This is a genomic window from Pyrodictium brockii, assembly GCF_055379715.1.
Map to the genome: position 1 here is coordinate 1,604,410 of NZ_AP042401.1, position 23,972 is coordinate 1,628,381.

Annotated in this window: 20 protein-coding genes and 1 tRNA gene; 16 read left to right on the forward strand and 5 right to left on the reverse strand. The window is 61.0% G+C overall.

The window, feature by feature from the left end:
- Positions 1-5 precede the first annotated feature (5 nt).
- The 4 genes from ACZ42Y_RS08650 to ACZ42Y_RS08665 are packed head-to-tail and all read left to right on the forward strand — an operon-like array spanning position 6 to position 4,195.
- Positions 6-1,289: a Clp1/GlmU family protein gene (locus tag ACZ42Y_RS08650; RefSeq protein ID WP_058370390.1), complete on the forward strand. Its 1,284-nt coding sequence runs from the start codon at positions 6-8 to the stop codon at positions 1,287-1,289.
- Positions 1,277-2,578, forward strand: a complete 1,302-nt coding sequence (locus ACZ42Y_RS08655) for a UbiD family decarboxylase (protein WP_058370389.1) — start codon at positions 1,277-1,279, stop codon at positions 2,576-2,578. Before ACZ42Y_RS08650 ends, ACZ42Y_RS08655 begins: the two co-directional genes overlap by 13 nt.
- A gap of 3 nt (positions 2,579-2,581) precedes the next feature.
- Positions 2,582-3,766: an aconitase X gene (locus ACZ42Y_RS08660; protein ID WP_464735478.1), complete on the forward strand. Its 1,185-nt coding sequence runs from the start codon at positions 2,582-2,584 to the stop codon at positions 3,764-3,766.
- A 30-nt stretch (positions 3,767-3,796) separates the two neighbouring features.
- Complete coding sequence (locus tag ACZ42Y_RS08665) at positions 3,797-4,195, forward strand: aconitase X swivel domain-containing protein (protein ID WP_058370387.1); 399 nt, start codon at positions 3,797-3,799, stop codon at positions 4,193-4,195.
- Here ACZ42Y_RS08665 and ACZ42Y_RS08670 read toward each other — a convergent pair.
- Positions 4,192-4,614: an Sjogren's syndrome/scleroderma autoantigen 1 family protein gene (locus tag ACZ42Y_RS08670; protein WP_058370386.1), complete on the reverse strand. Its 423-nt coding sequence runs from the start codon at positions 4,612-4,614 to the stop codon at positions 4,192-4,194. The two genes, ACZ42Y_RS08665 and ACZ42Y_RS08670, sit on opposite strands and share 4 nt — an antisense overlap.
- A 154-nt stretch (positions 4,615-4,768) precedes the next feature.
- Between ACZ42Y_RS08670 and ACZ42Y_RS08675 the strand changes: the two genes are divergently transcribed.
- Positions 4,769-5,041, forward strand: a complete 273-nt coding sequence (locus ACZ42Y_RS08675) for a UPF0147 family protein (protein WP_083494588.1) — start codon at positions 4,769-4,771, stop codon at positions 5,039-5,041.
- Positions 5,042-5,144: 103 nt separating this feature from the next.
- Here the strand turns inward: ACZ42Y_RS08675 and ACZ42Y_RS08680 are convergent, their stop codons facing one another.
- The 4 genes from ACZ42Y_RS08680 to ACZ42Y_RS08695 all read right to left on the reverse strand — a co-directional run bounded on the left by ACZ42Y_RS08680 (position 5,145) and on the right by ACZ42Y_RS08695 (position 7,915).
- Positions 5,145-5,348, reverse strand: coding sequence for a ribbon-helix-helix protein, CopG family (locus tag ACZ42Y_RS08680; RefSeq protein ID WP_058370385.1), 204 nt, complete (start codon positions 5,346-5,348; stop codon positions 5,145-5,147).
- 143 nt (positions 5,349-5,491) lie between these two features.
- Positions 5,492-5,579, reverse strand: a tRNA-Leu gene (locus ACZ42Y_RS08685).
- Between the two features lie 52 nt (positions 5,580-5,631).
- Positions 5,632-7,065, reverse strand: coding sequence for a ribonuclease FAU-1 family protein (locus tag ACZ42Y_RS08690; protein ID WP_464735479.1), 1,434 nt, complete (start codon positions 7,063-7,065; stop codon positions 5,632-5,634).
- Positions 7,066-7,129: 64 nt separating this feature from the next.
- Positions 7,130-7,915, reverse strand: a complete 786-nt coding sequence (locus tag ACZ42Y_RS08695) for an SDR family oxidoreductase (protein WP_058370383.1) — start codon at positions 7,913-7,915, stop codon at positions 7,130-7,132.
- 218 nt (positions 7,916-8,133) lie between these two features.
- Here ACZ42Y_RS08695 and ACZ42Y_RS08700 point away from each other — a divergent pair, with 218 nt between their 5' ends.
- From ACZ42Y_RS08700 to nrfD, 11 genes are all read left to right on the forward strand, one after another.
- Complete coding sequence (locus ACZ42Y_RS08700) at positions 8,134-10,704, forward strand: multiheme c-type cytochrome (protein ID WP_464735480.1); 2,571 nt, start codon at positions 8,134-8,136, stop codon at positions 10,702-10,704.
- A 153-nt stretch (positions 10,705-10,857) separates the two neighbouring features.
- Positions 10,858-12,345, forward strand: a complete 1,488-nt coding sequence (locus tag ACZ42Y_RS08705; protein ID WP_464735481.1) for a hypothetical protein — start codon at positions 10,858-10,860, stop codon at positions 12,343-12,345.
- Between the two features lie 270 nt (positions 12,346-12,615).
- A complete protein-coding gene (locus ACZ42Y_RS08710) occupies positions 12,616-13,452 on the forward strand; it encodes a helix-turn-helix domain-containing protein (RefSeq protein WP_464735482.1) in 837 nt (278 codons plus the stop codon).
- Positions 13,453-13,499: 47 nt separating this feature from the next.
- A complete protein-coding gene (locus ACZ42Y_RS08715) occupies positions 13,500-14,171 on the forward strand; it encodes a heme exporter protein CcmB (protein ID WP_464735483.1) in 672 nt (223 codons plus the stop codon).
- 117 nt (positions 14,172-14,288) lie between these two features.
- Positions 14,289-15,848: a thioredoxin domain-containing protein gene (locus ACZ42Y_RS08720; protein ID WP_464735484.1), complete on the forward strand. Its 1,560-nt coding sequence runs from the start codon at positions 14,289-14,291 to the stop codon at positions 15,846-15,848.
- Between the two features lie 48 nt (positions 15,849-15,896).
- A complete protein-coding gene (ccsA, locus tag ACZ42Y_RS08725) occupies positions 15,897-18,893 on the forward strand; it encodes a cytochrome c biogenesis protein CcsA (protein ID WP_464735485.1) in 2,997 nt (998 codons plus the stop codon).
- Positions 18,894-18,973: 80 nt separating this feature from the next.
- Positions 18,974-20,005 (forward strand): cytochrome c biogenesis protein, encoded by a 1,032-nt coding sequence (locus ACZ42Y_RS08730; RefSeq protein ID WP_464735486.1) that lies wholly within the window; start codon positions 18,974-18,976, stop codon positions 20,003-20,005.
- Positions 20,006-20,088: 83 nt separating this feature from the next.
- Complete coding sequence (locus tag ACZ42Y_RS08735) at positions 20,089-20,598, forward strand: hypothetical protein (protein WP_464735487.1); 510 nt, start codon at positions 20,089-20,091, stop codon at positions 20,596-20,598.
- 365 nt (positions 20,599-20,963) lie between these two features.
- Positions 20,964-21,623, forward strand: coding sequence for a hypothetical protein (locus ACZ42Y_RS08740; protein WP_464735488.1), 660 nt, complete (start codon positions 20,964-20,966; stop codon positions 21,621-21,623).
- Between the two features lie 18 nt (positions 21,624-21,641).
- A complete protein-coding gene (locus tag ACZ42Y_RS08745; protein ID WP_236698102.1) occupies positions 21,642-22,685 on the forward strand; it encodes a 4Fe-4S dicluster domain-containing protein in 1,044 nt (347 codons plus the stop codon).
- Positions 22,682-23,929 carry an NrfD/PsrC family molybdoenzyme membrane anchor subunit gene (nrfD, locus tag ACZ42Y_RS08750; RefSeq protein ID WP_058370367.1) on the forward strand — a complete coding sequence of 416 codons (1,248 nt, stop codon included), beginning with the start codon at positions 22,682-22,684 and terminating at the stop codon, positions 23,927-23,929. Before ACZ42Y_RS08745 ends, nrfD begins: the two co-directional genes overlap by 4 nt.
- The last annotated feature ends 43 nt before the right edge of the window (positions 23,930-23,972 follow it).

Genomic DNA, 23,972 nt, shown 5'->3' on the forward strand with positions numbered 1-23,972 from the left:
CAGGTATGCGTATCAGCATCCGGCTGGAGCCTGGCCAGGTTGTGAGGGCCACCGGCCCCCTCCGGGCGCGCGTATCCTACGGCCAGGTCGTGGTGCTCGGCGCGGTTTTCAACCACGGGGACGAGTTCGTCGTCCACAAGCACCGCAGCTACGCGATAAAGGCCCTTGTAGAGTCTAGCGTCGAGGTCGAGGTGGGCTACGGGGGCTCGCTTGAGCGGCCGGAGCCGGGCGAGGAGGTTGTCGATACCTGGCTCCGCAGCGTGGACGACGCGATCCGCAGGGGCTGCAAGAGCTTCATGGTGCTCGGCCCCGTGGATGCAGGCAAGTCCAGCCTCTCGGCTATGATACTGAACCGTGCCCTCCTCCGCGGCATGAGGGCTGGCGTGGTAGACGCTGACGTGGGCCAGGCGGATGTAGGGCCACCGGCCTGTGTCTCCGCCGCCGAGGCTCGGCGGCCCCTGCTATGGCTCCGCGAGCTGAGGGCCGAGTACATCAGGTTTGTTGGGAGCATAACTCCCCAGCGGGCCGAGCGCAGAATAGTGGCAGGGGCTGTGGAGCTCGCCCTCCGGCTGCGCAGCCGGGGCATCGAGGTCGTCGTGGTTGATACTGACGGCTGGGTACAGGGAATAAACTCCATAGAGTATAAGGCTGAGATAGCCAGGTACATACCCGTTGACATGGTGTATGTGGTTGGCGACGAGAAGCTCTACCACATGGTTGAGAGGCTTTTCTCCGGGCAGCGCTGCGGCGTCGCCTACCTGCCAAGCCCGGCTTCGAGGAGGGAGCGGAGCAGGGAGGAGCGCAGGGAGCTGCGGAGCCAGGCCTACCGCAGGTACCTGGAGCCCCTCTACGAGAGGGACATAGACCTCGCCAGGGTCTCTGTCTACGGGAGCTGCTTCTTCTCCGGCGCCCGGCTCCCCGGGGAACATGTGAAGACGCTCCAGCAGCTCCTCCGGGCCCCCGTGCTAGCGGCTAGCGAGACCCACGACACGCTTTACGTGGTTACCCTGGGGCAGGCGGATCCCGGGGGTATTGAGAGGGCTGCCTCAGTCTACCAGAAGCAGATGTATATACTCGACAAGAACCTGGCCATCAACGCCCTGGTGTCCCTCATAGGCCCCGATGGGGAGGAGAAGGCGCTGGGTCTGCTACGCGATATAGACTTCCAGAGGATGGTGGCTCGTGTGGCTACCCCCTATACCGGCGAGGTTAAGGGATTAGTTCTAGGAGGTGTCCGGCTTAGCGAGGACTACGAGGAAACGGGGAGGCCGCTGAGATGCGTAATATAGATGCTTCCGTGGAGCTGTTCCTTGAGGAGGCCAGAAGCCGTGGAGCCAAGCTTGTGGAGGCTCCAGAGCCCCTCGATCCCCGCTACGAGGCCGCACGCTTGATAAAACAGTATGACGGCCGCGGTATAGTGGTGTATCGTGTAAGGGGCTTCGGGTGGCCCTTCGCTTCAAACCTGATAGCTGGGAGGGAGACACTCTACTGGGCCCTCGGCGCGGGCAGCGATGTGGAGGCCTACTCCAGGCTCTCCCGTGCCCTATCCAGCCCGGGGGGCTTCGAGGAGCGCCGGTTCAGCAGCTTCTTCGAGGAGGCCGGCTCCGGGGTCTCCCTCCTCCCAGCCCTGCGGTTCTACGAGAAGGATGGGGGATCTTACGTCACCTCGTCGATATTTATAGCATGTAGGGGGGATGTGTGCAACGCCTCCATACATAGAATAATGGTGAGCGATGATAAGAGCTATGCAGCTGTAAGGGTTGTACCCCGCCACCTCTACAGGATGCTCCGCGAGGCGGGGGACAAGGGGCTCCCGGTAGCGGTTGTCATAGGTGTCGACCCCCGCGTTCTTCTGGCCGCGGCTTCGAGCCCCTCCTACGGCGTGTTCGAGCTGGGCATAGCCTCTGCCCTCCTAGGCGGCCTGGCTGTTTGCCGTACTCCCCTCCACGGGCTGCCGGTGCCCTGCGGCTCCTCGATGGTTATTGAGGCTAGGCTGGGCCCCGACCGGGCGCCGGAGGGCCCCTTCGTAGACCTCCTCCAGCTCTACGACCGGGCCAGGGAGGAGCCCGTGCTCCATGTGGAGCACGTCTATGTAAACAAGGTCTACAAGCCCTACATGCATGTAATACTGCCCGGCGGCTACGAGCACATGATGCTAATGGGGTTCCCCAGGGAGGCTGCGATATACGAGGCTGTGGCGCGCACTGTGCCTCATGTGAGGAAGGTGCGGCTCACCCCCGCGGGGGGTATGTGGCTGCATGCTGTGATCTCTATCGAGAAGCAGCATGATGGCGATGGGAAGACTGCCGGCCTCGCGGCGCTAGCAGCTCATCCCAGCCTCAAGCACGTGGTTGTTGTAGACAGCGATATAGACCCCGATGACCCGTGGGAGGTCGAGTGGGCCATAGCCACCAGGTTCCAGGCTGACAGGGGGCTAGTCGTTATCCCTCATGCTAGGGGCTCCACGCTTGATCCGAGTGCCAGGGAGGGGCTAACCTACAAGCTTGTCCTGGACGCTACAGCCCCTATACGCGAGCGTGAAAGGTACACCAGGCCTAGGATAGGGGGTAGCAGCTGAGCCATGTACCTCACCCGGGAGGAGGAGCGCATCCTCAAGGGCGAGGAGGGCCCGGCCCGCCAGCTGGCTATGAAGCTCCTCGTCCGCATAGGCGAGGCTCTTGGAGCGGAAAGGCTCATAAGGATAAGCCATGCGCATGTCAGCGGCGTGTCGTACAGCAACATAGGAGACCCGGGCCTCGAGTTCATAGAGGGCCTGGCTTCCGGCGGGAGGGTAGCGGTCTACTCTACATTCAACCCCGCCGGCGCCCCGCTGGGCATGGATCCCCCCTACCCTGTGCCGAGGGAGCATGTGGAGAAGCAGGCCAGGATAGTGAAGGCCCTCCTCCGTATGGGGTTCGAGCCCAGCGGGACCTGTATACCCTACGCGCTGCGCAGGCCTAGGCCCGGAGAGCACCTGGCATGGGGCGAGTCGAGCGCGGTAGCGGTGGCTAACACTCTCTATGGGGCCAGGACCAACAGGGAGGGCGGCCCCGTAGCGCTCGCCGCCGCGCTGGTCGGGAGGACCTACCTCTGGGGCCTTCACCTGGAGGAAAACCGGCGCCCAACTATCACCGTGAGGGTCGAGACCCTGCCGAGGGGCGAGGTGGAGGCAGGGCTGCTCGGTTACATGATAGGCAAGCTGTTCTCGGGCGAGCTCCCCTACCTAGATGCGGGGAGGCTAACAAAGCGCCAGGTCATAGCCATGTGCGCGGCGGCAGCCGCCTCCGGCAGCACGGCGATGTGTGTAGTGCGCCACGTGTCTCCCGAGGATCAGGGGCCGCCGGGGGGCGTCGAGAGAGCGGCGCTAGGCCCCAATGATCTGCGGGAGGCTCGGGAGGAGGTCGAGTCCGCTAGCCTGGATGAGGCCGAGCTATTCTTCACCGGCTGTCCTCACCACCCGGAGCACGTGGTAAACCGCGTCCTGGAGTTGATGGAGGCTCACGGGGTGTCTAGGCTCCGGCGGCCGGTGTGGATAGCAGTGCCTGGCAGGGCTTCTAGGCCTCTGGCGACGCTTGCGGGGGAGCTGGCGAGGCGGAATATACGCATCCTCCCCGGGACCTGCCTAGTGGTGAGCACGCTGGGTAGGAGCGGCTTGAAGGCCATAGCAACCGACTCGGTGAAATCGGCGTTCTACCTGCCGAGGCGACATGGCGTAAGGGTGGCCCTTGCCTCCCTAGAGGATTTCGTCAAGGCTTACGGCGCCTAGCAGGGCTTGGCCCCGCCGGGGTGCGGCGCGGTGCCGGAGAGACGTGTGAAGCTGCGCGGCATCGTCGAGGGCAACGGCTCCGGAGAGACTCTCGTGGTCCACGGCAGGCTCTCCTTCTACGGCGAGGTTGACCCGGAGCGCGGCACCCTGACCGACGGCCGCAGCATAGCCGGGAGGGTGCTCATAATGGAGGGTGGGAGGGGCAGCACGGTAGGCCCCTACATCCTCTACGCCCTAGCCCGCCGCGGCCTAGCCCCCTCAGCCATAGCGGTGGTCGAGGCCGAGCCGATACTGGTCGCAGGGGCGGTGATGGCGTCGGTGCCGCTGGCCTCCGGGCTACCCCCCAGGCTCCTGGAGGAACTGAGGGACGGCTGCCGGGCCAGGCTATACTCCAAGCCGCCCAGCGCCATGCTCATCGTGGAGTGTTAGCGCCTCCCCCTCCTCCTCGGCTCCGAGGGCCCTCTCTCCTCGCCGCGGCGCTCCTCGCCGAGCGACACTGACACCATGCCTAGGATGCGCTCAACCCTCTCCAGCACATCAAGCCACCCACGTATCTCGTCAATCGCTGCAGGCTCCTGCCCAGCCTCCGCGCGCCTCATAGCCTCGCTCAGCCTATAGGCGACAAACTTCTCGAGCTCCTCAAGCACGCCCTGCACTGTGACCTTAGAGGCCTCGCTCTCATCCCTAACAATGTAGACCCTCCCGTGGACCGGGCAGACCACCTCGCCGCTCCGCAGCCGGAAGAGAGGGAGGCCGCAGATAGGGCAGCGCTCCGGGAGCATGGCGGCGCCAGCGCGCAGCAGGTCTGCCATACGGCGTACTACATCCGGGCTAGCCCTCTCGCCCACACCTCTACACCCATAAAGCCTGGAGCCGACAGCATTCACGAGGACAACGTAATAAAGCTGAACCCAGGACTGCTGTTCCAAGACGGGCCCAGGCCCTCCACCCTCGGGACCCGGGGCTAGATGCCCCGGGGCTACGTCTCCGGAGGTGATAGCAGTGGCGGCCCCCCTCTATGACAACGAGGCAAAGCTGAGGCAGGCCATGGTAATGCTCATGAGGATAATAAATGACACTGCGGTGCCGCGTAACATAAGGCGAGCAGCCACGGAGGCGATCAAGCGGCTCCGCGACGAGAGCCTCAGCCCAGGCGTAAGGGCAGCGAACGCTATAAGCATACTCGACGAGATAAGCCAGGACCCCAACATGCCGGTCTACGCCAGGACGATAATATGGAACGTGATATCATTGCTGGAGACTGTAAGGGACTGAGAACCCCCACAGAGAGGCGAGAACCTTACGCAGCACCCGAAGGAGGAAAAGAGCAGCGGACGGAACCCGCTGGGCGTTTTTACCACGCTGCCAGGGCCCGAACCTAGACTGGTACCTCTATCACGGGCGCGCGGGGATCGTACCTTACACTGTTACGGCTCTTGGGCACCTCTATACCCTCGCTCCTTAGAAGCCTCTCTATAGCCTCCCTTATCACCTCGCTTCGGGTCAGCCTACGCATCCTAGCATAGCGGTCTAGCACGGCTAGCACGTCCTCCTCTATCTTGAACGTGACTATCCGCTGCAAGGCCGCGTCCCGGGCTTAAACGGTGTTATCCTCCACGGTGTATATGACGTTGTATGTAACCCGGATCTCCGGGGAGGGGGAGGGGCGGAAGTATTGCAGCCCGGCCCGCATCCCAGGGGCTTGGGAGAGGAGATGTGCGGCAGTGGTGCGGGGGGTGGGATTTGAACCCACGCAGGCCTACGCCAGCGGGTCCTGAGCCCGCCCCCTTTGACCTGGCTCGGGCACCCCCGCGCCCAGCAGGCTCCATGCAAAAGTCTCCCGGCATTATGGGGCTTTATAACGGTTAGTCTCCCAGCGCCTTTCTAGCCTTCTCAAGCGCCTCCCGGTAGAGCTTCTCCGTAACTATCCCCGATTCAAGTGCCTTCTTCAGCTCATCCTCGTCTATGAGGCGTGGCTTCTCCCCCGGCTTCTTCACAACGTCTACTTCTAGGTCTAGATATACCAAGGCATCTTCCGCCACCTCTGGGGGCGTGTTCACGTTGACGTATATGCCCTTTACCCAGCCGCTCCTAGAGTAGTAGGTGTGCTTCACAAGCCAAGAGCCTGTGTCAATCTCCGTTACTATCCTGTCTCCGGGCTCCTTCTCGGCTCCAAGCCCATCGTAGACGCCGCGGCTCCGTACCCGCCTCTCAATGACGACTATGAGGCGGCCGTTCTCCCGGTAGATACTTCTAACCTCGCCCCGGCCGAGCTCCACCACCCTACCGTCAAGCTTAACATGGATAATCCTGACGCTGCGCCTTGAGGAAAGCATTTCCCCCATAGTGTCGAGCAAGGCCTCCCGGAGCAGCGCCGGGTCCACGCCCCGCGCCTTAAGCTTCTCCGCGTAGTCCACAACAGTGGAGATGCTCGGTGCGAGGCTCTTCACGCTGTGATGCAGCTCTATGGTTGGGGTCACCTTGTCTCTCACCGTGTCCAGCGTAGCCTTGTCCAGGCTGCTCAGCCTCACGACGGCCACCGTCTCGCCCGGCGTGTAGACGCCGGGGCCGCCCCTCTCAGCCCTCTCCCTGGCCTCGAGGAGCGCTTGGTACAGCTCTTCGAGGTGTCTCCGCAGGGTCTCGGCGTCGGCGTGCTGGCTGCTGCTCCTCCAGTGGACGCTCAGCCCCCGGCTAGTGTACTCCGTGGCCAGAGCCGCTAACTCGGCCCTCTTCTCCTGCATCCTTACATGCTCGCTTACCGTCACCCTGGGCCGGGGGGACTCGAAGAGTATCGCATAATCCCCTATGACGCGCGCCCCCAGGGCGAGGCGTGGCCTCTCCCACGGCTTCACTCCAGGCCTCACAACGGAGGCTACAACCTCCCTCCCAGGCTCGCAGACCTCTTCGTCCGCAAGCTCGGCTTCAACCCCCTCCACCTCGGCTATGCACGCCTCGCCGCTGGCCCGGCCCCTCACCCTGGCCTTGACGGTGGCGTGGAGCGGTAGGCGGCTGCGCCAGTAGAATGAATAGGGCAGGGTCTCCCTAAGCTTCTCCAGAACCTTTTCGACAGCCCAAGTATAGCCTACAACCACGAGCTCTGATGGGTCGCTATCACTGTTCTTCAGTGTGACGTCGGCAGGGAGCGTCAGCTGGGGTATGCCGAACCGGTCTGCGATAACCCTTGAGGCCTGCACAACCTGGAACCCGTAGTCCAGAGCCAGCCTAGTCAGCGCTGTAGCGTAGATGCCGCGTATCCTGACACGCACCACACCGGCGCCGGTAGTCCTTCCCGCGGCCATTCCCCCCCCCCAGCCCTGCGGAGGGCTGTGCGGGGCGCATTAGGGGCTCTAAGTACTCTATCTACTAGAAGACCGAGTGGAGGAGCCCGCCATCGACCGGTATCGAGGCCCCGTTTATGTAGCCGGCGTAGGGGCTCAGGAGAAACGCCACCAGGTAGCCAACCTCCCTAGGCTCCCCGATTCTCCCCAGGGGCACGGAGGCGGCGATGTCACGGAGCACCTCCTCCGGGCTACGCCCCTCCCGCCGGGCCCTCCTCTCAGCCAGCTGCCGGACCCGATCGGTCATAATGTAGCCCGGCATCACGGCGTTAACCCTAATACCGTGCCGGCCGAGCTCCCTGGAGAGCGTCTTGACTAGCCCGTGCACGGCTATCCTGAGCGCGTTTGAGAGCGTAAGCCCCTCCACAGGCTCCTTAGTGGCCACGCTGGTAACATAGACTAGGCTCGGCCTACTGCTCTCCCTGAGGTATGGCAGCGCGTAGTAAGCAACCCAGACGGCGCTCATGACCAGAAGCCTGGCGGCATAATCCCAGTCCTCGAGCCCAAGCTCCTCGAAGACACCGGGCCTCGGAGGCCCCGTGACGTAGACCACCGCGTCGAGACCTCCTAGAAGCTTGGCGGCGTTGTTTACAAGCCTCTTGACGTCATCCCTCCTGGTGAGATCAGCAGCCACTCCGTAGACCTCGCCTCTGCCCCGGAGCCCCTCCAGCGCCTCCTCAATCCTCTCGCGGTTACGCCCGTTGATCACCACCCTGGCGCCCTCTTCGAGAAGCACCTCCGCTACTCCATGGCCTATGCCCCGTGTGGACGCGGTGACGAGAACCCGTAGGCCCTGGATCCCGAAGGCCATGGATTCTCCCCGCCGGCTCTCCGGGCAGGTATTACGGCTATTATTCGCTGCAGCGGCGGCTTGGAGGAGCACCGGAATAACAACATAGGTTAAAATAATTGATGTAACGTGTTATGACATGCCCCGGTGGGCTCCGAAAGATTAGGGATCCAAACATAACTAGTTGTACACTATGGATACTCAACTTACCACGGTTGTATTAGGGAGGGCACCAAGCTATGAGGAGGCTCCTCCTAGCAGGGGTCACATTAGCTATACTCTTGTTCGCAGTGGCAGCCCTGGCGCCCGCGGCGCATGCCGAGGACGACAATGTGGTATTCGGCGACCAGCTGGTAAAGAAGGTACAGGAGCTAATGCGGAGCGACAAGGTGAGCCCGCAGACAAAGGCTTGTCTAAGCTGTCACGTCCAGTACACGCCCGGCATAGTCTACGAGTGGGCTAACAGCAAGCACGCCCAGGCAACCCCCGCGGAGGCGGCAGACCTCTACAAGGCCATTGGAGCCGCCGAGTGGGCGGACAAGATAGCTGACAAGTTCAAGAACTACCCTTACGTTGTAGGCTGCTATGAGTGCCACGGCATGTTCAAGGTGCAGGATAGGCCCGACGTGATAGAGAACCACTTCGGCTACAAGATAGTAACAATAGTGACCAAGAAGGACTGTAGCCAGTGCCACCCCAAGGAGGCTGCCGAGATAAGCTGGACCTGGCACGCCACTGGCGCTCTGCACTCACCATTCCTACCCTGGTATAGGGGCATACTAGCCTGGGCCAAGAAGCAGGGCGCAAACCCCTTCGGCGACGTCAAGGCCAAGCAGCTGTACCTCAAGTACCTCCCGCCCTACCTGCTCAAGCAGCGCGACAAGGACGAGGTAGACTGGGACTTCTACAAGGACATAGCTAAGGCTGTAATGGAGTACCTTGAAACCGGCAGGGAGAACGATATAGTAAAGATGCTTAAGCAGGCTACCGGCATGGTGACCCCCTACGACATGGACTTCAAGAACTGGATAAGCCCGCTGTGGCCTGCCAGCGGCGTACTGAACACCACAGTCCTCAGCAGGCTTGGCATAAAGATAACTGTCACAACAATGGATGGCAAGGTGAGCAAGCCTATAAGCAACATAATGGAGCACCCGTACTTTAGGAACGGCTACATCTACCACGCCTGTGGCGAGTGCCACGGCACCATAGTGGTGCCCTACAAGAAGGAGACGGTTCAGCTCCGCGGCCTCACAGTTAACAGGGTAGCCCTATGGGGCTGGCCTAACAATGGCGCAGCCCGTGTAGACCCCGACGGCAGCATAGGCACCTGCACCGCGTGCCATGATAGGCACCTCTTCAGCCTCAAGCAGGCTCGCAAACCGTGGACCTGTGGCCGCTGCCACCTAGGCTACGACCACCCGCACATAGAGATCTACGAGGAGAGCGCCCATGGTAACATAGAGCACGCCTACGGCGAGAAATGGAACTGGGAGACCCTGCCGTGGCATGTGGGCAGCGACTTCAACGCGCCTACCTGCGCTACCTGCCATATAAGTACAATAGCAACCCCTGACGGCAGGATAGTTGTGAAGGGCACGCACGACCTTGAAAACAGGCTTGTATGGGACGAGATGCACTTCTTCAGCATACCCAAGGGCATAATACCCGACAAGGTGCAGCTGGCGCTCTTCTACGGCTGGAGCCAGCTCGCCGGCAAGGCCGAGGACATAGAGGCCCACAAGAACCCCAACGCCCCGCCGGAGTACCGGTACCCAGTGTTCATGGGCTTCAAGATAGTGGAGGGCCCCGCCCCCGGCGAGACTAAGTTCCCGAGGCTGCTGAAGATAGAGTATAGCGGCGAGCTGGCCAAGCACCGTGAAGAGATGAAGAAGGTGTGCAAGCTCTGCCACAGCTCGCAGTGGGCAGACAACTTCTTCCGCACAGCCGACCAGAACATAATAGACTACGACATAGTGGCTAAGTTCGCATACGGCCTGCTACAGCTGTCCTGGAAGGAGGGCATAGCAGATCCGACCAACAAGCTGGACGAGTTCCCGGAGATAATGTGGTACTACATATGGCACCACCAGGGCCGCCGCTGGAGGAACGGTGCCATGATGATGGGTCCCGACTACGCGCACTGGTTCGGCATAGTCGACACAGTGATGGAGGCCCTCGGTAAGATGACCAACTGGATAGCCCTCAACCTGAAGGTAAAGATGCTGCAGACCGAGCTGCAGAGCCTCAAGGCCGCTGCAGGCGGCAAGTATACGCCCGAGCTGGCAGCGAAGATAGCGCAGATAGAGCGTGAGATAGAGGCCTTAAAGGCGGAGATAGCTGCCCTCAACGCGCAGGTGCCAGCCCTAAAGAGCCAGCTAGAGAGCGTTGAGGGCGCCGCCGCTGAGGTGGATGCGCTAAAGGGTGATGTAAGCACTCTGAAGACTAATGTGAACGAGCTAGTGAAGCAGCTCGAGGAACTGAGTAAGCAGCTTGAAGCTATAAGCCCCCAGGCCAAGAACATAGAGCAGGTTGTAGAGCAGATAAAGCAGGTGACCAGCCAGCTGCAGACACTAAGCAGCAAGACCCAGGAGGCCAGCGCTAGGGCGGAGAAGGCTAGCAACGAAGCCAAGGAGGCCAGCAGCAAGGCTGGCCAGGCTCTAAGCATAGCCGAGGAGATAAGCAGCAAGATAGACAAGCTGAGCAGCAAGATTGACAGCGTAGCCACAGCATCCTACACGCTAGGCGGAATAGCGCTAGCCCTGGCAGTAATAGCCCTAGGCATAGCCATCGTATACAGGAGGGGCTAGCAGCCCTCCCGCTAGCCGTCACCCGCGCCCAAGGCTTTTTACCTCTCCATACCCGGCCTCTCCAACCCCTCCTCCACCCGCCTTGAGAGCCTCAAGCCCTAGCCCTAGGGCTACGGAGCCCGCGCCTAGGCGTCCCCGGGAAGGGAGTCCAGGATGAGGCAAGCCCGCGCCGCAGCCGCGGCCCTGGCGCTCCTAATGCCTGCGCTAGCTTTCAGCGCAGTCCAGGCCCACCAGGGAAGCTACAGCCTAAGGATAGACTTCCTCAAGCCCATAGACGACTCCTCCTGGAGGGTGCACGTGGAGCTACGGGGCCCCGGCCTGGATGTCGGCTGCACTGGCGTGCTGAGACCAAACATCTACTACATCGAGACACGCGACATCTCCAGAAGCCTCGTGGCAGCACCGCTCTACTACATTCTCGACACGGTTTGCCCCCAGGCCGCTGCCAGGCTGGAGTCCATAAGCCGGGCTAGCGGCGGCGCACCGGCGGTTGTGACGGTTAATGCTCCGAGAGGCTACTTGGCTAGAAGCGCTATGGACTGGCGTGGCTACGGGCCCCCCGGGGGCCCTTACCGTGTGCCCCTGCGCATGCTGGCCAGGTACTACGTCTTCGACAGCGTAGTGGTGGCCGATGCCTCGAGCTACCACGTGGTGGATAACAGCAGCACCGGACTGACAATAATATACTCTAGCAGGCTACCCGGTAAAACAGCTAGCTATGCGGCACACGTGGTAGCCGTCGTCCGCTCCCTCGTATCCCAGTGGCTGGGCCCTAGCCCCCGCTCCCCAGTGCTAGTGGTGCTCGTCGACCCTAAGGGGCAGCCACTGCAGCTCCCCAAGAGCGGCCACAGCACTGGGGGAATGGTCTACATTAAGACGGGCTTACTCCAGGTGGATCTCCCCTGGCTCGTGCACACAGCGGCCCACGAGACGGTGCATGGGTGGCTAAACAGCGGGCTGCTCGGCGGGGACTTCAGCCTAGAGGAGGCGGCTACCGAGTTCCTGGCGCTGAAAGCCCTCCACGACGCGGACCCCAGGCTTTACAGCATGGCAGTAAGCTACGTGCGTGGCTCCATAGAGGCCGGGGACGCGTACGCCACCTGGATGAGGATGAATGCCGCCCTCCGGTACGCCGGGGTCCATGCCTGCGGCACGGACCTATACACGAGAGCCCTACGCCAGCTCTTCAACAGCTCGCTGGCGGGCGGCGGTAAGCCAGTAAGCCTGCTGGACCTGATTAGAACAATGCTCTCCCTAGCACCCCCAGGGTGTAGGAAGAGGCTTAAAGCCAGCATAGGCCCGGCCCTCATAGCGGCTGCAAGCAGGGCGGACAGCTGGCCATTCATAGATATAGAAGTCTTCGAGGATAGTAGCACATCTGCCTCAACCCCCGCGACGCGGGCAAGCAGCCCTCCACGGACGCAAACTACACGCAACAAGTCCACCGGCTATGCCACCTACGCTACCACCGGTAGCCCGGTGCTAGTAGAGAACCCGGAGAGGAGCCAGAACCCGCACGGGGCAACTGTCCTAACGCACTCTCACGCCCCCGCCAGTGCACCAGGATGGATCGTATCAGGCGCTCTGGGCGTAGCACTGGGCGTTGTGCTTTCCCGCCTACCCCTAGCTAGACGGTCCTAGTAGGCCTGCGTCGCTGGCAAGCGCTATAGCTCGACGCCACACAGCAGTAATATTTATAATTACTATGCTCGATAACACGCGACTAAGCGGGTGAAGCTGGTAGTATGTTTCCCTTCTCATCCTCATACTCTGCTTATTTTTGTGCTTATTTCTGTTTATTTACGTATTCCGCCCCCAGAATTAATGCCCGTATTAGAGCTCCCGGGGTGCTAAGGGATGCACGCTAACAAGCCGCTAGTTATATATTGTATACGTAACATTGACTGCCCATTGCTCAAGGCTATTAGATCCGTCCCCTCGCTCGGCGGGCATCATGAACTCGATGAAGGCTCTGACGGAGGCACTGGATTTAGAGAAATAATAGGTGGCGACAAGGCTACCAGCCCTGCTCTACGCGTGCTCCGCGTGAACGCGCTCTCCGATGACTACACGGAAATATGGGTTAGGATGAGCGGAGACAATCATGTCATGAACGAGCTTGAGAGGAAGCTACGTGAGACCCCGGAGGTCTACTTCCAGCAGATCTACTCTAATAAGTTTAACAGGATTCTCCGCATACTCGTCTCCAAGAGGAGCTACTGCAGTAAACGCGCGGCAGAGCCGAAGGGCGATGCGTGCCCGCTGGTAGCGGCCCCTATAGGGGCTATGTCTAAGACGGTGGTTCTCACGCCTCTAGGCATCCTGTATGAGTTCATAATAGCCCGCAGCAGCGCTCTCGAGGAGCTACGTAGATGGGGCTGCAAGATAATCCACAGTCATAGCATAGACGAGTACGCCTATATGCTTACGGAGAAGCAGGAGCTCGCGATAATATACGCCTACTTCATGGGCTACTATAGCTTCCCCCGTAGGATAAGTCTCAAGCAGCTCGCGGAGAGCCTTGGGCTCTCGGTGTCAACGCTGGCTGAGCTCCTCCGGAGAGCTGAATCAAAGATAATAGACGCCTTCGTACGCCACGAGCTTCCGCAATACCTAGTAGGCAGGATGCTGCAGGGAGAGCACCAGATGAACGTGGTAGAGAAGCGTCTAGGCTCCAAGCATGGGTTAAAGCGCGGGAAGGCGGGTGTCGGAGAGAGTGTCGAAGAACCGGTGGTTGGGGGCGGCTAGGCTAAGAAGGGAGAAGGGTTCGGTGTTCTAGAGCCCCTCGGGGGCTCATGGGCGTGCTGGGCGCTGTAGTAGCCATAGTACACCGGGATGTACTGCTCGACATACGTCGGCGCGTTGAGGCGGGTTCTATGCTAGTTTTCTCCGTCTCTGCAGGCCTGCTCTCAGCCTACGTTATGAGGAGCGCTGCCGGCGTCAACGCGGCTGCCACGAGTATAGCCTTGACGCTGGTCCTAGTGTTTCTCGCGGTGTTCGGAAGCTTGTCGAGCTTTGTGCGTGAGGCCGACCGGGGGACCCTTGACGGGCTCCGCCTAGCCCCCATAGGCGCGGAGGCTGTATTTATGGCGAAGTTCATCTACAGCATGGCTGTGATACTTCTACAGACGCTGGTGTTCCTAGCGTCAATGGGCTTCTTCGCGCAGATTGGGAGCGTTCTAAGGCTTGTCGTGCTGCTCCTAGCCCTGGTCTCCAGCATGTACCTGGCCGCTGTGTCCAGCTTCACCTCCGCGATACTCGTGTTCAGCGAGGCCCGCGCAGTGCTCATGCCGGTTATGGTGCTCGTGCTCGTGCTGCCCTACATACAGTCAGCCGCGCCGAGCATTGTGGCGGCGCTGGCCGGCTCCCCTGTCTCGCTCCTAGAGGTGGGCTGGCTCGCGGCTGCAGCTCTCCTCTTCGCCGGCCTGACTGTGTGGCTCTCCCGCTATGTGCTCGAGGAGGTGTAGAGCTAGCCGGGGGCGAAAAGTATAGTCATAAGGTAAATTAGCTGTGACTATTTCTACGAAGCCATGGGTTTGCCACAATCGTTTGCCTAGAGGGTATGGGCTACTGGTGCAGCGGGTATGAGAAGTCCACGTAGGATGCGTCTGGACCTGCGCGGCTTCCAGCGGGCTAAGAGGGCCGGCCTGCTGCTGGTTTCCGTGGTTATAGTCGCCGCCTCGTTCACGGCAGCGCTGATTGAGCATGAGATGCACGTGGCTAACTACTATCTAAGCGTAAGCGGGTACTCGATAAGAAGCTCCAGTGTGTTCGACAGAGTGGTGCTGGGGTCATCAAAGCCTGTAGCGGTTATGTTCGAGTCACCCACGTGCCCTGTATGTAAGAGGATGTACCCCTACTGGGCGGTGCTGGAGCGCGAGAGCGATAGTCTCCCCATACGCTTCCTCCACGTCATGTTCAGCCCCGCCACCCAGGACGTGTTCATGCGGTACCATGTGACCGACACGCCGACATTCATAGTGTTTGTTAACGGTAGGCCTGTGGCCAGGCACGTGGGCGCCTTCGGGGGCAGCAACATAACGAATGCTATGCTGGAATGGGCTCTCTTCTCCGTGGGCGCCGCCACGGTATCGGAGCCCGAGAAGCTTGCTCAGGAGGGGCTGCGCGTGTTCAACGAGCGGTGCTCGGCCTGCCACGGGGAGGTGAAGGGTCTTGATAAGGCGTCTCTGGAGGCCTGGCTGTCCTCGCGTAGCGGGCAGCCCGACCCGCTGGCGGAGAAGATGAAGGAGGCTCTGGAGAAGAATATGACGCTCCGCAAGCTCTACGGCAGCTATGGAGAATTGATGACGGCGGTAGCGTCTATGAGGAAGTACCTCCCGGACCTGTCATCCTACGAGATTGACAGGGCAGCCTACTTCCTCGACTACGTCTCGGCGATACTCGAGGGCAAGGCGGCCCCTAGGATAGTGGGCCGCAGGGCGCTAGCTAACACCACTACCGCCGCCCCGGCGCGTGGCGCCTCGAGCCCCCTCGAGGAGGCCGGCACTGCGGGGGCTAGCGCGGTGAGCGCGTTGGCGGCGCTCGCCGCCGGCGCGGTGGCCGCCTTCTCCCCCTGCGTGCTGCCGCTCTTGGCAACCTACGTCAGTGTAGTCGGTGCCTCCGGTAGAAGGGTCAGCGCCTCAGGCTGCGTGGCCTGCGGCGCCGCGTCCTTCGCCGGCGTTATAGCCATAGGGCTTGTGTTCGCCCTGGCCTCTAGCCTGGCCTCCTCGCTGCAGAGCATACTAGTCCCGGTTGTGGCAGCCGCGGTCGTGGCCGCCGGGGTGGCTAGCCTCCTCGGCGTCCCGGTGGAGCTTGAGGGGCTTGTAAGCACTCGCCGCGGCGGGTTGGCGGGGTTCTGCACGGTCTACGGCTTCCTGGCGGTCCAGTGCAACCTGCCTATAGTGGTCGGCGCCTTGCTGCTCGTGGCCAGCTCCGGGAACCTGGCCTCGGGGCTCCTGGTGGCGGGCAGCTTCGCGGCCGGTATCAGCATCCCACTGGCGGCGGCTGTCTACGCGGTGAGCCGTGTGGGCGGCGGCGTTGTCAGCAGGATCATGGCCAGGTATGACCTGCTAAGCCGTGTTGGTGGTGCGGTGCTTTTAGCCGCCGGCGTCTACCTCCTGCTGTACTCCCTCCAGCTCGTCTAGCCCCGCGTATAGCTCCACTCGGCCGTGGACGGGAAGAGGTTGGGTGAGATGGCGCTTCCGCTCCACTATACTGGCGTGCTACCCTTGGCCTCCGGGGTCCTCGTAGCCGCCGGGGTGGCGGCTGCCCTAGCCCGGCGGGACGGCTCCAGGCTGCTGCGCTACGGCCTCCTGGCAGCGGTGCTGGGGTGGCCGCTATACGTCTCTGCTTTTGTCCGCCTCGACTACAGCTTGAAGGAGGTGTTCTGGGAGACTAGTCCAGGGCTGCCGGCCTGGATGAGGATAGCCTCCTCCTGGGCTGGCGGCGGAGGCAGCCTCTACCTCTTCGCCGTGCTGGCTTCTCTCGCCGGCCTCTACCTGCTCCAGAGGCATAGGCGCCGCAGCTTCCAGGTACTCTTGGGCAGCATAGTGCTGGCCGGGCTGGCGGCCGCGTTCCTCAACGATGCCTTCACACCTATGCAGGGGCACCCTGCCAGCGGCGCCGGGCTCAACCCGTTGCTGAAGAGCCCCTGGCTCTATCCTCACCCACTCAGCACCTTCAGCGGCTATGCCCTCCTCGCAGTGGCCGCGGCCGCGATGCTGACGGGGGAGAGGCGCCGCTGCCTGGTGGTGTATGAGCTAGGCTGGGCACTGTTAACCATCGGTATAATGCTTGGCGGCTACTGGAGCTACGAGACCTTCGGGTGGGGAGGCTACTGGGCCTGGGACCCTGTAGAGACGAGCGAGCTCATGGTATGGCTTGTGGCAACAGTGCTGCCCCACCTACTGATGACCCTGCCAAGTCTCTCAGCGTTCAACTCCGCCTGGCTGCTGAGCTCAGTGTTCATGGCTATGTATGTCACGCGTACAGGGCTCAGCCCGCTCCACAGCTTCGCAGCCCCCAGTGCTGGCGCTCTAGTGCTGCTGGCCGCGGGCCTGACCCCCGCAGCCTACGCAGTCTACCTCGCCGCCAGAAGGGGCGAGGAGGCGCTCTCAGAGGCTGCCGCCGTGCTCAGGCGCCGCCAGTCCTACACTGTGGGGCTGCTGGTAGCCGGCCTCGTGCTCGCCGCCGCGGCGGTCTACGTCTACGGCACCCTCTTCCTACCCTCAATACTGACGGCCATCGGCCGTGAGGTAAGCGTGCCGCAGATGGAGAGCGGCATCCGCTACTTCCACCCAGTACTATACCCGGTGCTAGTCGTCCTCCTCGCGGCGATCCCGCTAGCCTTCACCGGCGACAAGCTGGGCTGGCGCGGCTACGCCGCCCTCACCGCATCGACCGCTATAGTGGCTACAGCCTTCGGGCTGGCCGCCTACCGCGGCACCTACCTCCTAGCCCCGCTCAGCCCGCTTGCGACAAACGCGATGATGGCCTTCGGCCTCCCATGGGCCCTCGTGGCCGCCGCCTCCGTGCTAGCCTACCTCGCCTACAAGCTGCGCCTCGGTCCCCGGAGGCTGCTGGCAGACCGGCTGACCAGCGTATCCCTGCTCCACCTGGGCCTCGCCGTCACCGTTATAGGTGTGCTGCTCAGCGGCACCTACGCCTTCAACACCAAGTACACCTGGTACTACCAGCTGAAGCCCGGCGACTCGATAGAGCTGCCCGGAGGAGCTAGGCTAGTCTTCGAGGGCTATAGCTACGGGATAAGCAACTCCACCGTAGACATATACACAGACTACGTGGGCAGGAGCAGCACCTATATGCTAGCCTGGAGCACGATAAACTACATAAAGAGCGATATAGTGGGATTCCTCAACCTCTACAACCAGGGCAAGCAGCTGGTAGCCAGGAACAAGACAATAGATTGGCTTCTCGGCATTGCCAGAAAGAGCCCGCTGGCCCTCAACAAGACCCTCGTAGTAAAGGCCAATGCCACGCTCAAGCTCTTCGACCTAGAGAGAAATACTACAGTAGTACTTGCTAGCGGCGAGCCCGTGGAGATAATACTCAGCAATGCATCAATAAACATCAATCTGAACATGAATCCCAACACGGGGATAATGAGTGTAAACCTGCTGCTGGTAGCCGGTAACCTGGCCATAGTGCTGCCTAGGAAGGCCCCACTGGAGCAGAAAATAGGCATACACCAGTTCATAGGCATAGAGCCCGGCAAGCCCCTCAGCATAGCCGTCGACGGGGTAAACATAACGGTGAGCCGCGCCGCCCTGCTCTCCGAAGCCCTACTCTTCGCGGGCCAGGGCAGACCACTAGACCTGAAGGGGAGGACCATTAGCGGGAGCAACGCAGCCCTCTACATCTACGGCTCGATAGCGGCGCCGGGGGGCAGCGGCATCGAGGTGCCCTCACAGCTGCCGCAGGCGGTCAGCGCCTACATAGTAGCCTCCGCAGACCCTACAATGCGCAGGGTTATCCGGCTGATAGAGCACTCATCGATCTACAGCATACTGACGAACACGAGCCGGCTGGAGGCTGTAATAAGCTCGCCAAAATGCCTGGGAGGAGTCCACGGCTGCATGGGCTATGTCGCCGCCCCGAGGCTCGTGCCGGAGACAGCCTGGCTTGATGTGAAGCTGAGGCTCGACCGGGGCAGCTCCCACAGGGATGTAAGGGTGCGCATCCGCTTCGAGGCCTACGGCGAGGTTCAGGGTATACACGGCCTAGTATCAAAAGTCATACCCATAGCTAACGGGCTCGGCGACGTCTATGTAGTGGTGAGCCCGCCTGTAGTGGAGGGCTACATCGGCGGTAGGGCGGCTTACCACGAGCTGCTCATATACTACCTGCACGAGGCGTTTAAGCAGCTGCCGCCGGAGAAGCGCCTAGCGCTGGCAGCCCTCATGGCTGCTGGCTACAATATTGACGTGCTCCGGGACGGCGTGGTGGATAATAGTGAGAGGCAGCAGCTCGAGGCCACGCTTATGGACCTCTACCTTCTAGCCGAGAACTTCAATCCTGCGAACTCGACTATAGCCAGGGAGGGCCTCCACGTAGAGGTCAAGGTGATACCCGGCGTCAGGCTTGTATGGCTCGGCCCCCTGGTCATGGCGCTAGCAGCCGTCTATGCCGCGGCCTCGAGAGTCGCAGCCTACAGGGAGGGTGGCAGGTGACAAGGTGCCTGCGGAAATGTCGGGCTTGAGCATTAAATACCCTTTTACCGCATCGATTACCCCTTGGTGAAGGAGCAGCTATGCCTCCACGAGGCTTCGCAAGGCTCGCGGCGCCGCTCCTAGCGCTGCTAGCCCTCGTAGACGCTGGCCTCGTGATCTATGCTGTGTACCATGCCCCCTACCCGCTGCGGGTCAGCCTGGGCTCGCCCACAGCCTACCTGAACATCTACATACACATACCCATGGCCTGGGGCAGCTACCTTCTCTACACGCTAGCATTCGCCTCGGCCATACTCTACCTGACACGCGGGAAGGAGAAGCTAGACGCCTACGTGAGAGCCTTCGTGCTTACCGGATCCCTCTACGCAGTGTTCACGCTCGTCAGCGGCATGGCGTGGGCCAGCGAGTCCTGGGGCGCAGCCTGGTCCTGGGATCCAAGGGAGACCGGTGTGCTCCTCCTACTCCTCGCATACATCCTCTACTTCGTGCTCCGCTCCAGTATACCTGACCCCGATAGGGCTAGCAGGCTAAGCGCAGTCTACGCCGTCGCCGCCTACTCCATGGTGCCTATAAGCTTCCTGGCTCCCCGTGTAGCCGCCTCGAGCCTGCACCCCACCGTGGAGAACTTCAGGGATTTCATGCAGCAGCCAGCCGTGCTGAGAGTATTCATAGCCAGGGTCCTCATGGCCTCTGTGATAGCGGTGCTGCTGAGCTATACACTGGCGGAGCGCCTCCGGGGGGAGGAGATCCCGTTTACGCGCAGTCTTCGCTACGTAGGCGCCGGCCTTGTGATGCTTGGCATGGTGATAGGCTTTATAGTGGCCTCCCCCTACCTCGCCGGTGGCGTGGAGCGTGTACTAGGTGCCAGGCTTGTTAACGGCTCCGTGGTGGCGCTCAACCTCTCAGGGAGCGGCTACGTGAAGCTTGCCAAGCCGCTCCACGTGCAGGTGGTTGATGGCAAGCCCAGCATAATCGGTCATATAGTGAGGCTTAATGGAGGAAGCGTGGAGATAGTAATACACTGGAGTGTGGCGCTCAACGCGGCTATGTACATGGTTCTACTAGGCCTACTGATGCTCTATATATCTAGGCTCCGTAACTCTACGAGGTAAGTCTTATACTAACGCAGTCGCCCAGCCCCCAGCATGGGGTCTGTATGGTTAAAGCAGGTAAATACATCGTCTTAGCAGGGGTTTTGTTCGCGCTTCTCTTCGCCATAGGGCTTGTAGGCATAAAATCCTCCGACTACCGGGATGTATCGAGTCTAAAGAACCTCGAGTACAAGGCCTACGTTACGGTCAAGGGGCGGCCGGTCAGCCTGAGCGGCACCTACCTGCTCCGGGTGGGAGACACGCTATTCCTAGTCAAGGGGTATGGCTCCTACGCCGTGGCTAGCAGGGTAAGCGGCCCCCGCTTCGGCAGCGACGATAGCTATGCAGTGTTCATACTAGAGGGGCAGGATGGCCATACAAAGATCCTAGCACTATACAGTGCAACGACCTTCAAGACCCTCTATGGCGGCAGCCCTGCAGTCTCCTCGAGGATAGTGGTAGAGGGTACCTACGACCCAGCCCTGGAGGCGGTCCTCCTGGATCCCTCCACAGGCTCCAGGGTAGCCGGCCCCTATAGTGTGCTCCTAGTGTCCAAGATACTCGAGGGCTGCCACGAGAGCTATAAGGCGCCCGCTGGGAGGGTTGAGGGCTAGACCAGCGCGGCGCCATCCAGTTACATCCTCGAGCCCTTCTCAGAGTTTTCACGCAACCCTTGGTCCCCCTCCTCTAAGCACGTATCCTGATGCTGGATCGCGTAGAGCCCCGGTCCTCTCCGCATCTGGGGCCTGGCGAACCCGCGGAGGATCCTCCGGGAACTTCTATCATCCTGTGGCAGGCGTGTATGGAGGGAATTCTTTCGGGCTAATTCTTATTGTAAGCCTCGGCCCTAGCAGATTTAATCATGGCAGAATGCCTGGCGGAGCGCGTCTGGCGTAGCGGCTAGATCATGGAGGTGCATGTGTTGAGAAAGGGGTGGCTCCGTGGCTCTAGGGCTGTAGCCATCCTCATGCTGTTGTCCATGGTCGTGTTGCCGCTAGCCCTTGCGGCCAGGGCCGGCGCCGAGCAAGCTGGCCAGCAGCTCTACCAGATATACCCATGCACAAAGTGCCATGCTGCAATGAACTTGCCGGGCAACCGTAAGGTGGTGCCCTTCCACGGTATAAACCTTACAAAGGGCGCCCATCGTGGCCTTGTATGCTCCAACTGTCACCGGCCGCCTACAATGATAAACCTTGTGGGGGGTGCGAAGGTCTACATACCTGGGCTCCATAGCCGGGACAAGCTGATGGAGACCAACAAGGTCTGCGCCGTCTGCCATCCACGCGAGTACATGGACTACATCAACTTGGTTCACGGCAATAAGACGTTCGTATGCCAGGGCGGCAAGGTGGTTAAGGTTAAGGGCTACAAGGGCGTCATATACGACTTCCACATCTGCCCCAGCTACAAGGACCTGAAGACGGTGCCTGCGAGGGCCTGCGTCGAGTGCCACGACCCCCACAACCCGGTGCTCAAGGCCCTCAACATACTCCCGGGGCCTTCCTTTAGGCCGCCGCCCCCCGATGAGAGCAGCGTCACCTATGGCAACATAGCGGCGGTTGTAGGGGGCCTGATCCTCGTCCTGGGAGCACTCGTTCTGCCCTATGAGCGCTCCCGTAAGAACTCCTCTGGAGCCTGAATCCCGGGGTGTCTCGGCTTGTCGGGCGGGGTGGATAGGTCTAGAAGGGATTTCCTCAAGGCGGCTGCGCTCGCGGCCGGCGCCTCAGCTGTATCGTTCATAGCTGTCGACAGGTCCCACCTAAGGAAGATACTGGTGCCGGTCAAAATCGAGGACCTGGTCGCCGAGGCTGCCGAGGCAGGCTCGCCCCTGGAGAGGAGGGCGCGAGAGAAGGAGGTCAAGATAAAGAGGTGGTGCAGCGCGGAGGCTGAGAAGATATGCAGGGCGAGGGGTGAGAGCTCCGATGCTTGCAGGGAGGCGCGGAAACGCTGCGCGATGATAAGGGTTAAGGCCACCGGGCCCCGGAAGGGAGTACGCTACGCAATGGCGCTCGACGTCAATAAGTGTATTGGCTGCCGCCGCTGCGCCTACGCCTGCGTTATGGAGAACAACCAGGCTAGGAACCTGCACATAGAGTGGATAAAAGTAGTCGAGATGCCCCGGAAGGAAATGGAGATAACGGAGGCCAACATGCACTATAACGATGCGCCGAAGCCGGACAAGGTGTACGTGCCGATAGCCTGCATGCACTGCGAGGACCCGCCGTGCGTCATGGTGTGCCCGGTGCGGGCCACCTGGAAGGAGCCCGACGGCATAGTGGTGGTCGACTACGACCGCTGTATAGGCTGCAGGTACTGTATGGTCGCCTGTCCCTACGGCGCCCGCCACTTCAACTGGGCCAAGCCCTACATACCGGTGACGGAGCTAAACCCCAATATGCATATACTCGGCAATATACCGAGGCAGCCCCACGTGATGGAGAAGTGCACCTGGTGCATCCAGCGCACCCGTGACGGCGGGGTGCCGGCGTGCGTCGAAGTCTGCCCCGTCGGCGCCAGGGTGTTCGGAGACCTCAACGACCCCAATAGCCCAATACGAAGGGTGTTGGAGGAGTACGGCGCCTTCGTGCTTAAGCCCGAGGCGGGTACCAAGCCCAGGTTCTTCTACTTCTTCGGCCCAGCCCGCACGCCTCCACGCAAGCAAGCTGCAGCCGAGGGGCAGGTAGGGGGTGGCCACGCGTGAGCAGGGAGAGCCCTAGTCTCTGGGGTACAATAAAGTACATTGTGAGAGAGGCCCTGGTCTCGGACAACCCGCGCTACTATGCAGCGGGGCTGGGGCTGCTGCTGGTAGCCATCTACGGCCTCTACCTCTGGATATTCGTGCAGCACGCCCCCATATTCCTTGGAAGCGACAAGGGCGGGCTTATACTAACGGCAATGAATGACAGCGTTGCATGGGGGCTCTACATATCCTTCTTCATATTCTGGGTCGGTGTAGCCGCCGCCGGCATAGCCTTCGGCCTGGCTGCATATGTGTTCGGGGACGAGGAGTTCAAGAAGATAGCCCCGTTAAGTGAGGTACAAGCCGTAGCAGCACTCATAACCGTGCTAATGCTTATCGTCGTCGATCTCGGCAGGCCAATACGCGCGCTCATACTGATGCCCCAGCTGCCCAACCTACACTCGATGCTCGACTGGGACTTCATAGTGATAACTGGCTACCTCACCATAAACCTGATAGGGGTGCTAGCATCGGTCCACTACTACCGCCAGGACAAGCCGCTACCCAAGAAGTTCATAGTGCCCTTCATAACAATAGCAGCGCCCTTCGCCATAGGTATACACACGGTAACCGGATTCATCTCCCAGGCGTTAACAGCGAGGCCTATATGGAACAGTCCACTGTTGGCCCCCGAGTACGTTGCCACGGCGTTCGCCAGCGGTCCAGCCATACTGCTGGTAGCCCTCTACATAGCTGAAAGATATGTGGATGGGTTCAAGATAGATGTCCAGGTCTACAGAAGGACGCTCTACGTTATAGTGGGCGGCCTAGTAGTAGGCCTCTACTTCACCCTCAGCGATGCGCAGGAGATATTCTGGTACACCACAGAGCCCCTCAAGAAGGCACAGGCAGCAACGATGTTCCTGGGGCAGCATCTGCCGTACGTGTCGGTGCTGGCATGGCTCTGGATATCTCTAGGCGCCGCCGCTGTCATACTAAGCCTGTTGCCGCGCATCCACAGCACTAAGAGGGGCATATTATTCATAGCATCGCTCACGATAGTAGCTGTCGTGGCCGAGAAGACTATGAGGATAGTGCTGCCAGCCTTCGAGCCCAGCACCCTGGGCGAGGTGAGGCCATACTACCCGACGCCGATAGAGATAGGTATAACCATTGGCGTGCACGCCCTCGGCATACTAGTATACCTGCTGCTCGCCAGGCCAACCCTCAAGGCTGTGATGGCCCACTACTTTAAGACATCTTAGGCCGGCCCCTGCTCTGGGACGGTTTACCGGCTCGGCAAAGTTC

Coding starts and splice junctions, on each gene's coding strand:
- ACZ42Y_RS08650 (WP_058370390.1), top strand. CDS start 6: ATGCGTATCAGCATCCGGCTGGAGCCTGGCCAGGTTGTGAGGGCCACC.
- ACZ42Y_RS08655 (WP_058370389.1), top strand. CDS start 1,277: ATGCGTAATATAGATGCTTCCGTGGAGCTGTTCCTTGAGGAGGCCAGA.
- ACZ42Y_RS08660 (WP_464735478.1), top strand. CDS start 2,582: ATGTACCTCACCCGGGAGGAGGAGCGCATCCTCAAGGGCGAGGAGGGC.
- ACZ42Y_RS08690 (WP_464735479.1), bottom strand. CDS start 7,065: ATGGCCGCGGGAAGGACTACCGGCGCCGGTGTGGTGCGTGTCAGGATA.
- ACZ42Y_RS08695 (WP_058370383.1), bottom strand. CDS start 7,915: ATGGCCTTCGGGATCCAGGGCCTACGGGTTCTCGTCACCGCGTCCACA.
- ACZ42Y_RS08700 (WP_464735480.1), top strand. CDS start 8,134: ATGAGGAGGCTCCTCCTAGCAGGGGTCACATTAGCTATACTCTTGTTC.
- ACZ42Y_RS08705 (WP_464735481.1), top strand. CDS start 10,858: ATGAGGCAAGCCCGCGCCGCAGCCGCGGCCCTGGCGCTCCTAATGCCT.
- ACZ42Y_RS08715 (WP_464735483.1), top strand. CDS start 13,500: ATGGGCGTGCTGGGCGCTGTAGTAGCCATAGTACACCGGGATGTACTG.
- ACZ42Y_RS08720 (WP_464735484.1), top strand. CDS start 14,289: ATGAGAAGTCCACGTAGGATGCGTCTGGACCTGCGCGGCTTCCAGCGG.
- ccsA (WP_464735485.1), top strand. CDS start 15,897: ATGGCGCTTCCGCTCCACTATACTGGCGTGCTACCCTTGGCCTCCGGG.
- ACZ42Y_RS08730 (WP_464735486.1), top strand. CDS start 18,974: ATGCCTCCACGAGGCTTCGCAAGGCTCGCGGCGCCGCTCCTAGCGCTG.
- ACZ42Y_RS08740 (WP_464735488.1), top strand. CDS start 20,964: ATGGTCGTGTTGCCGCTAGCCCTTGCGGCCAGGGCCGGCGCCGAGCAA.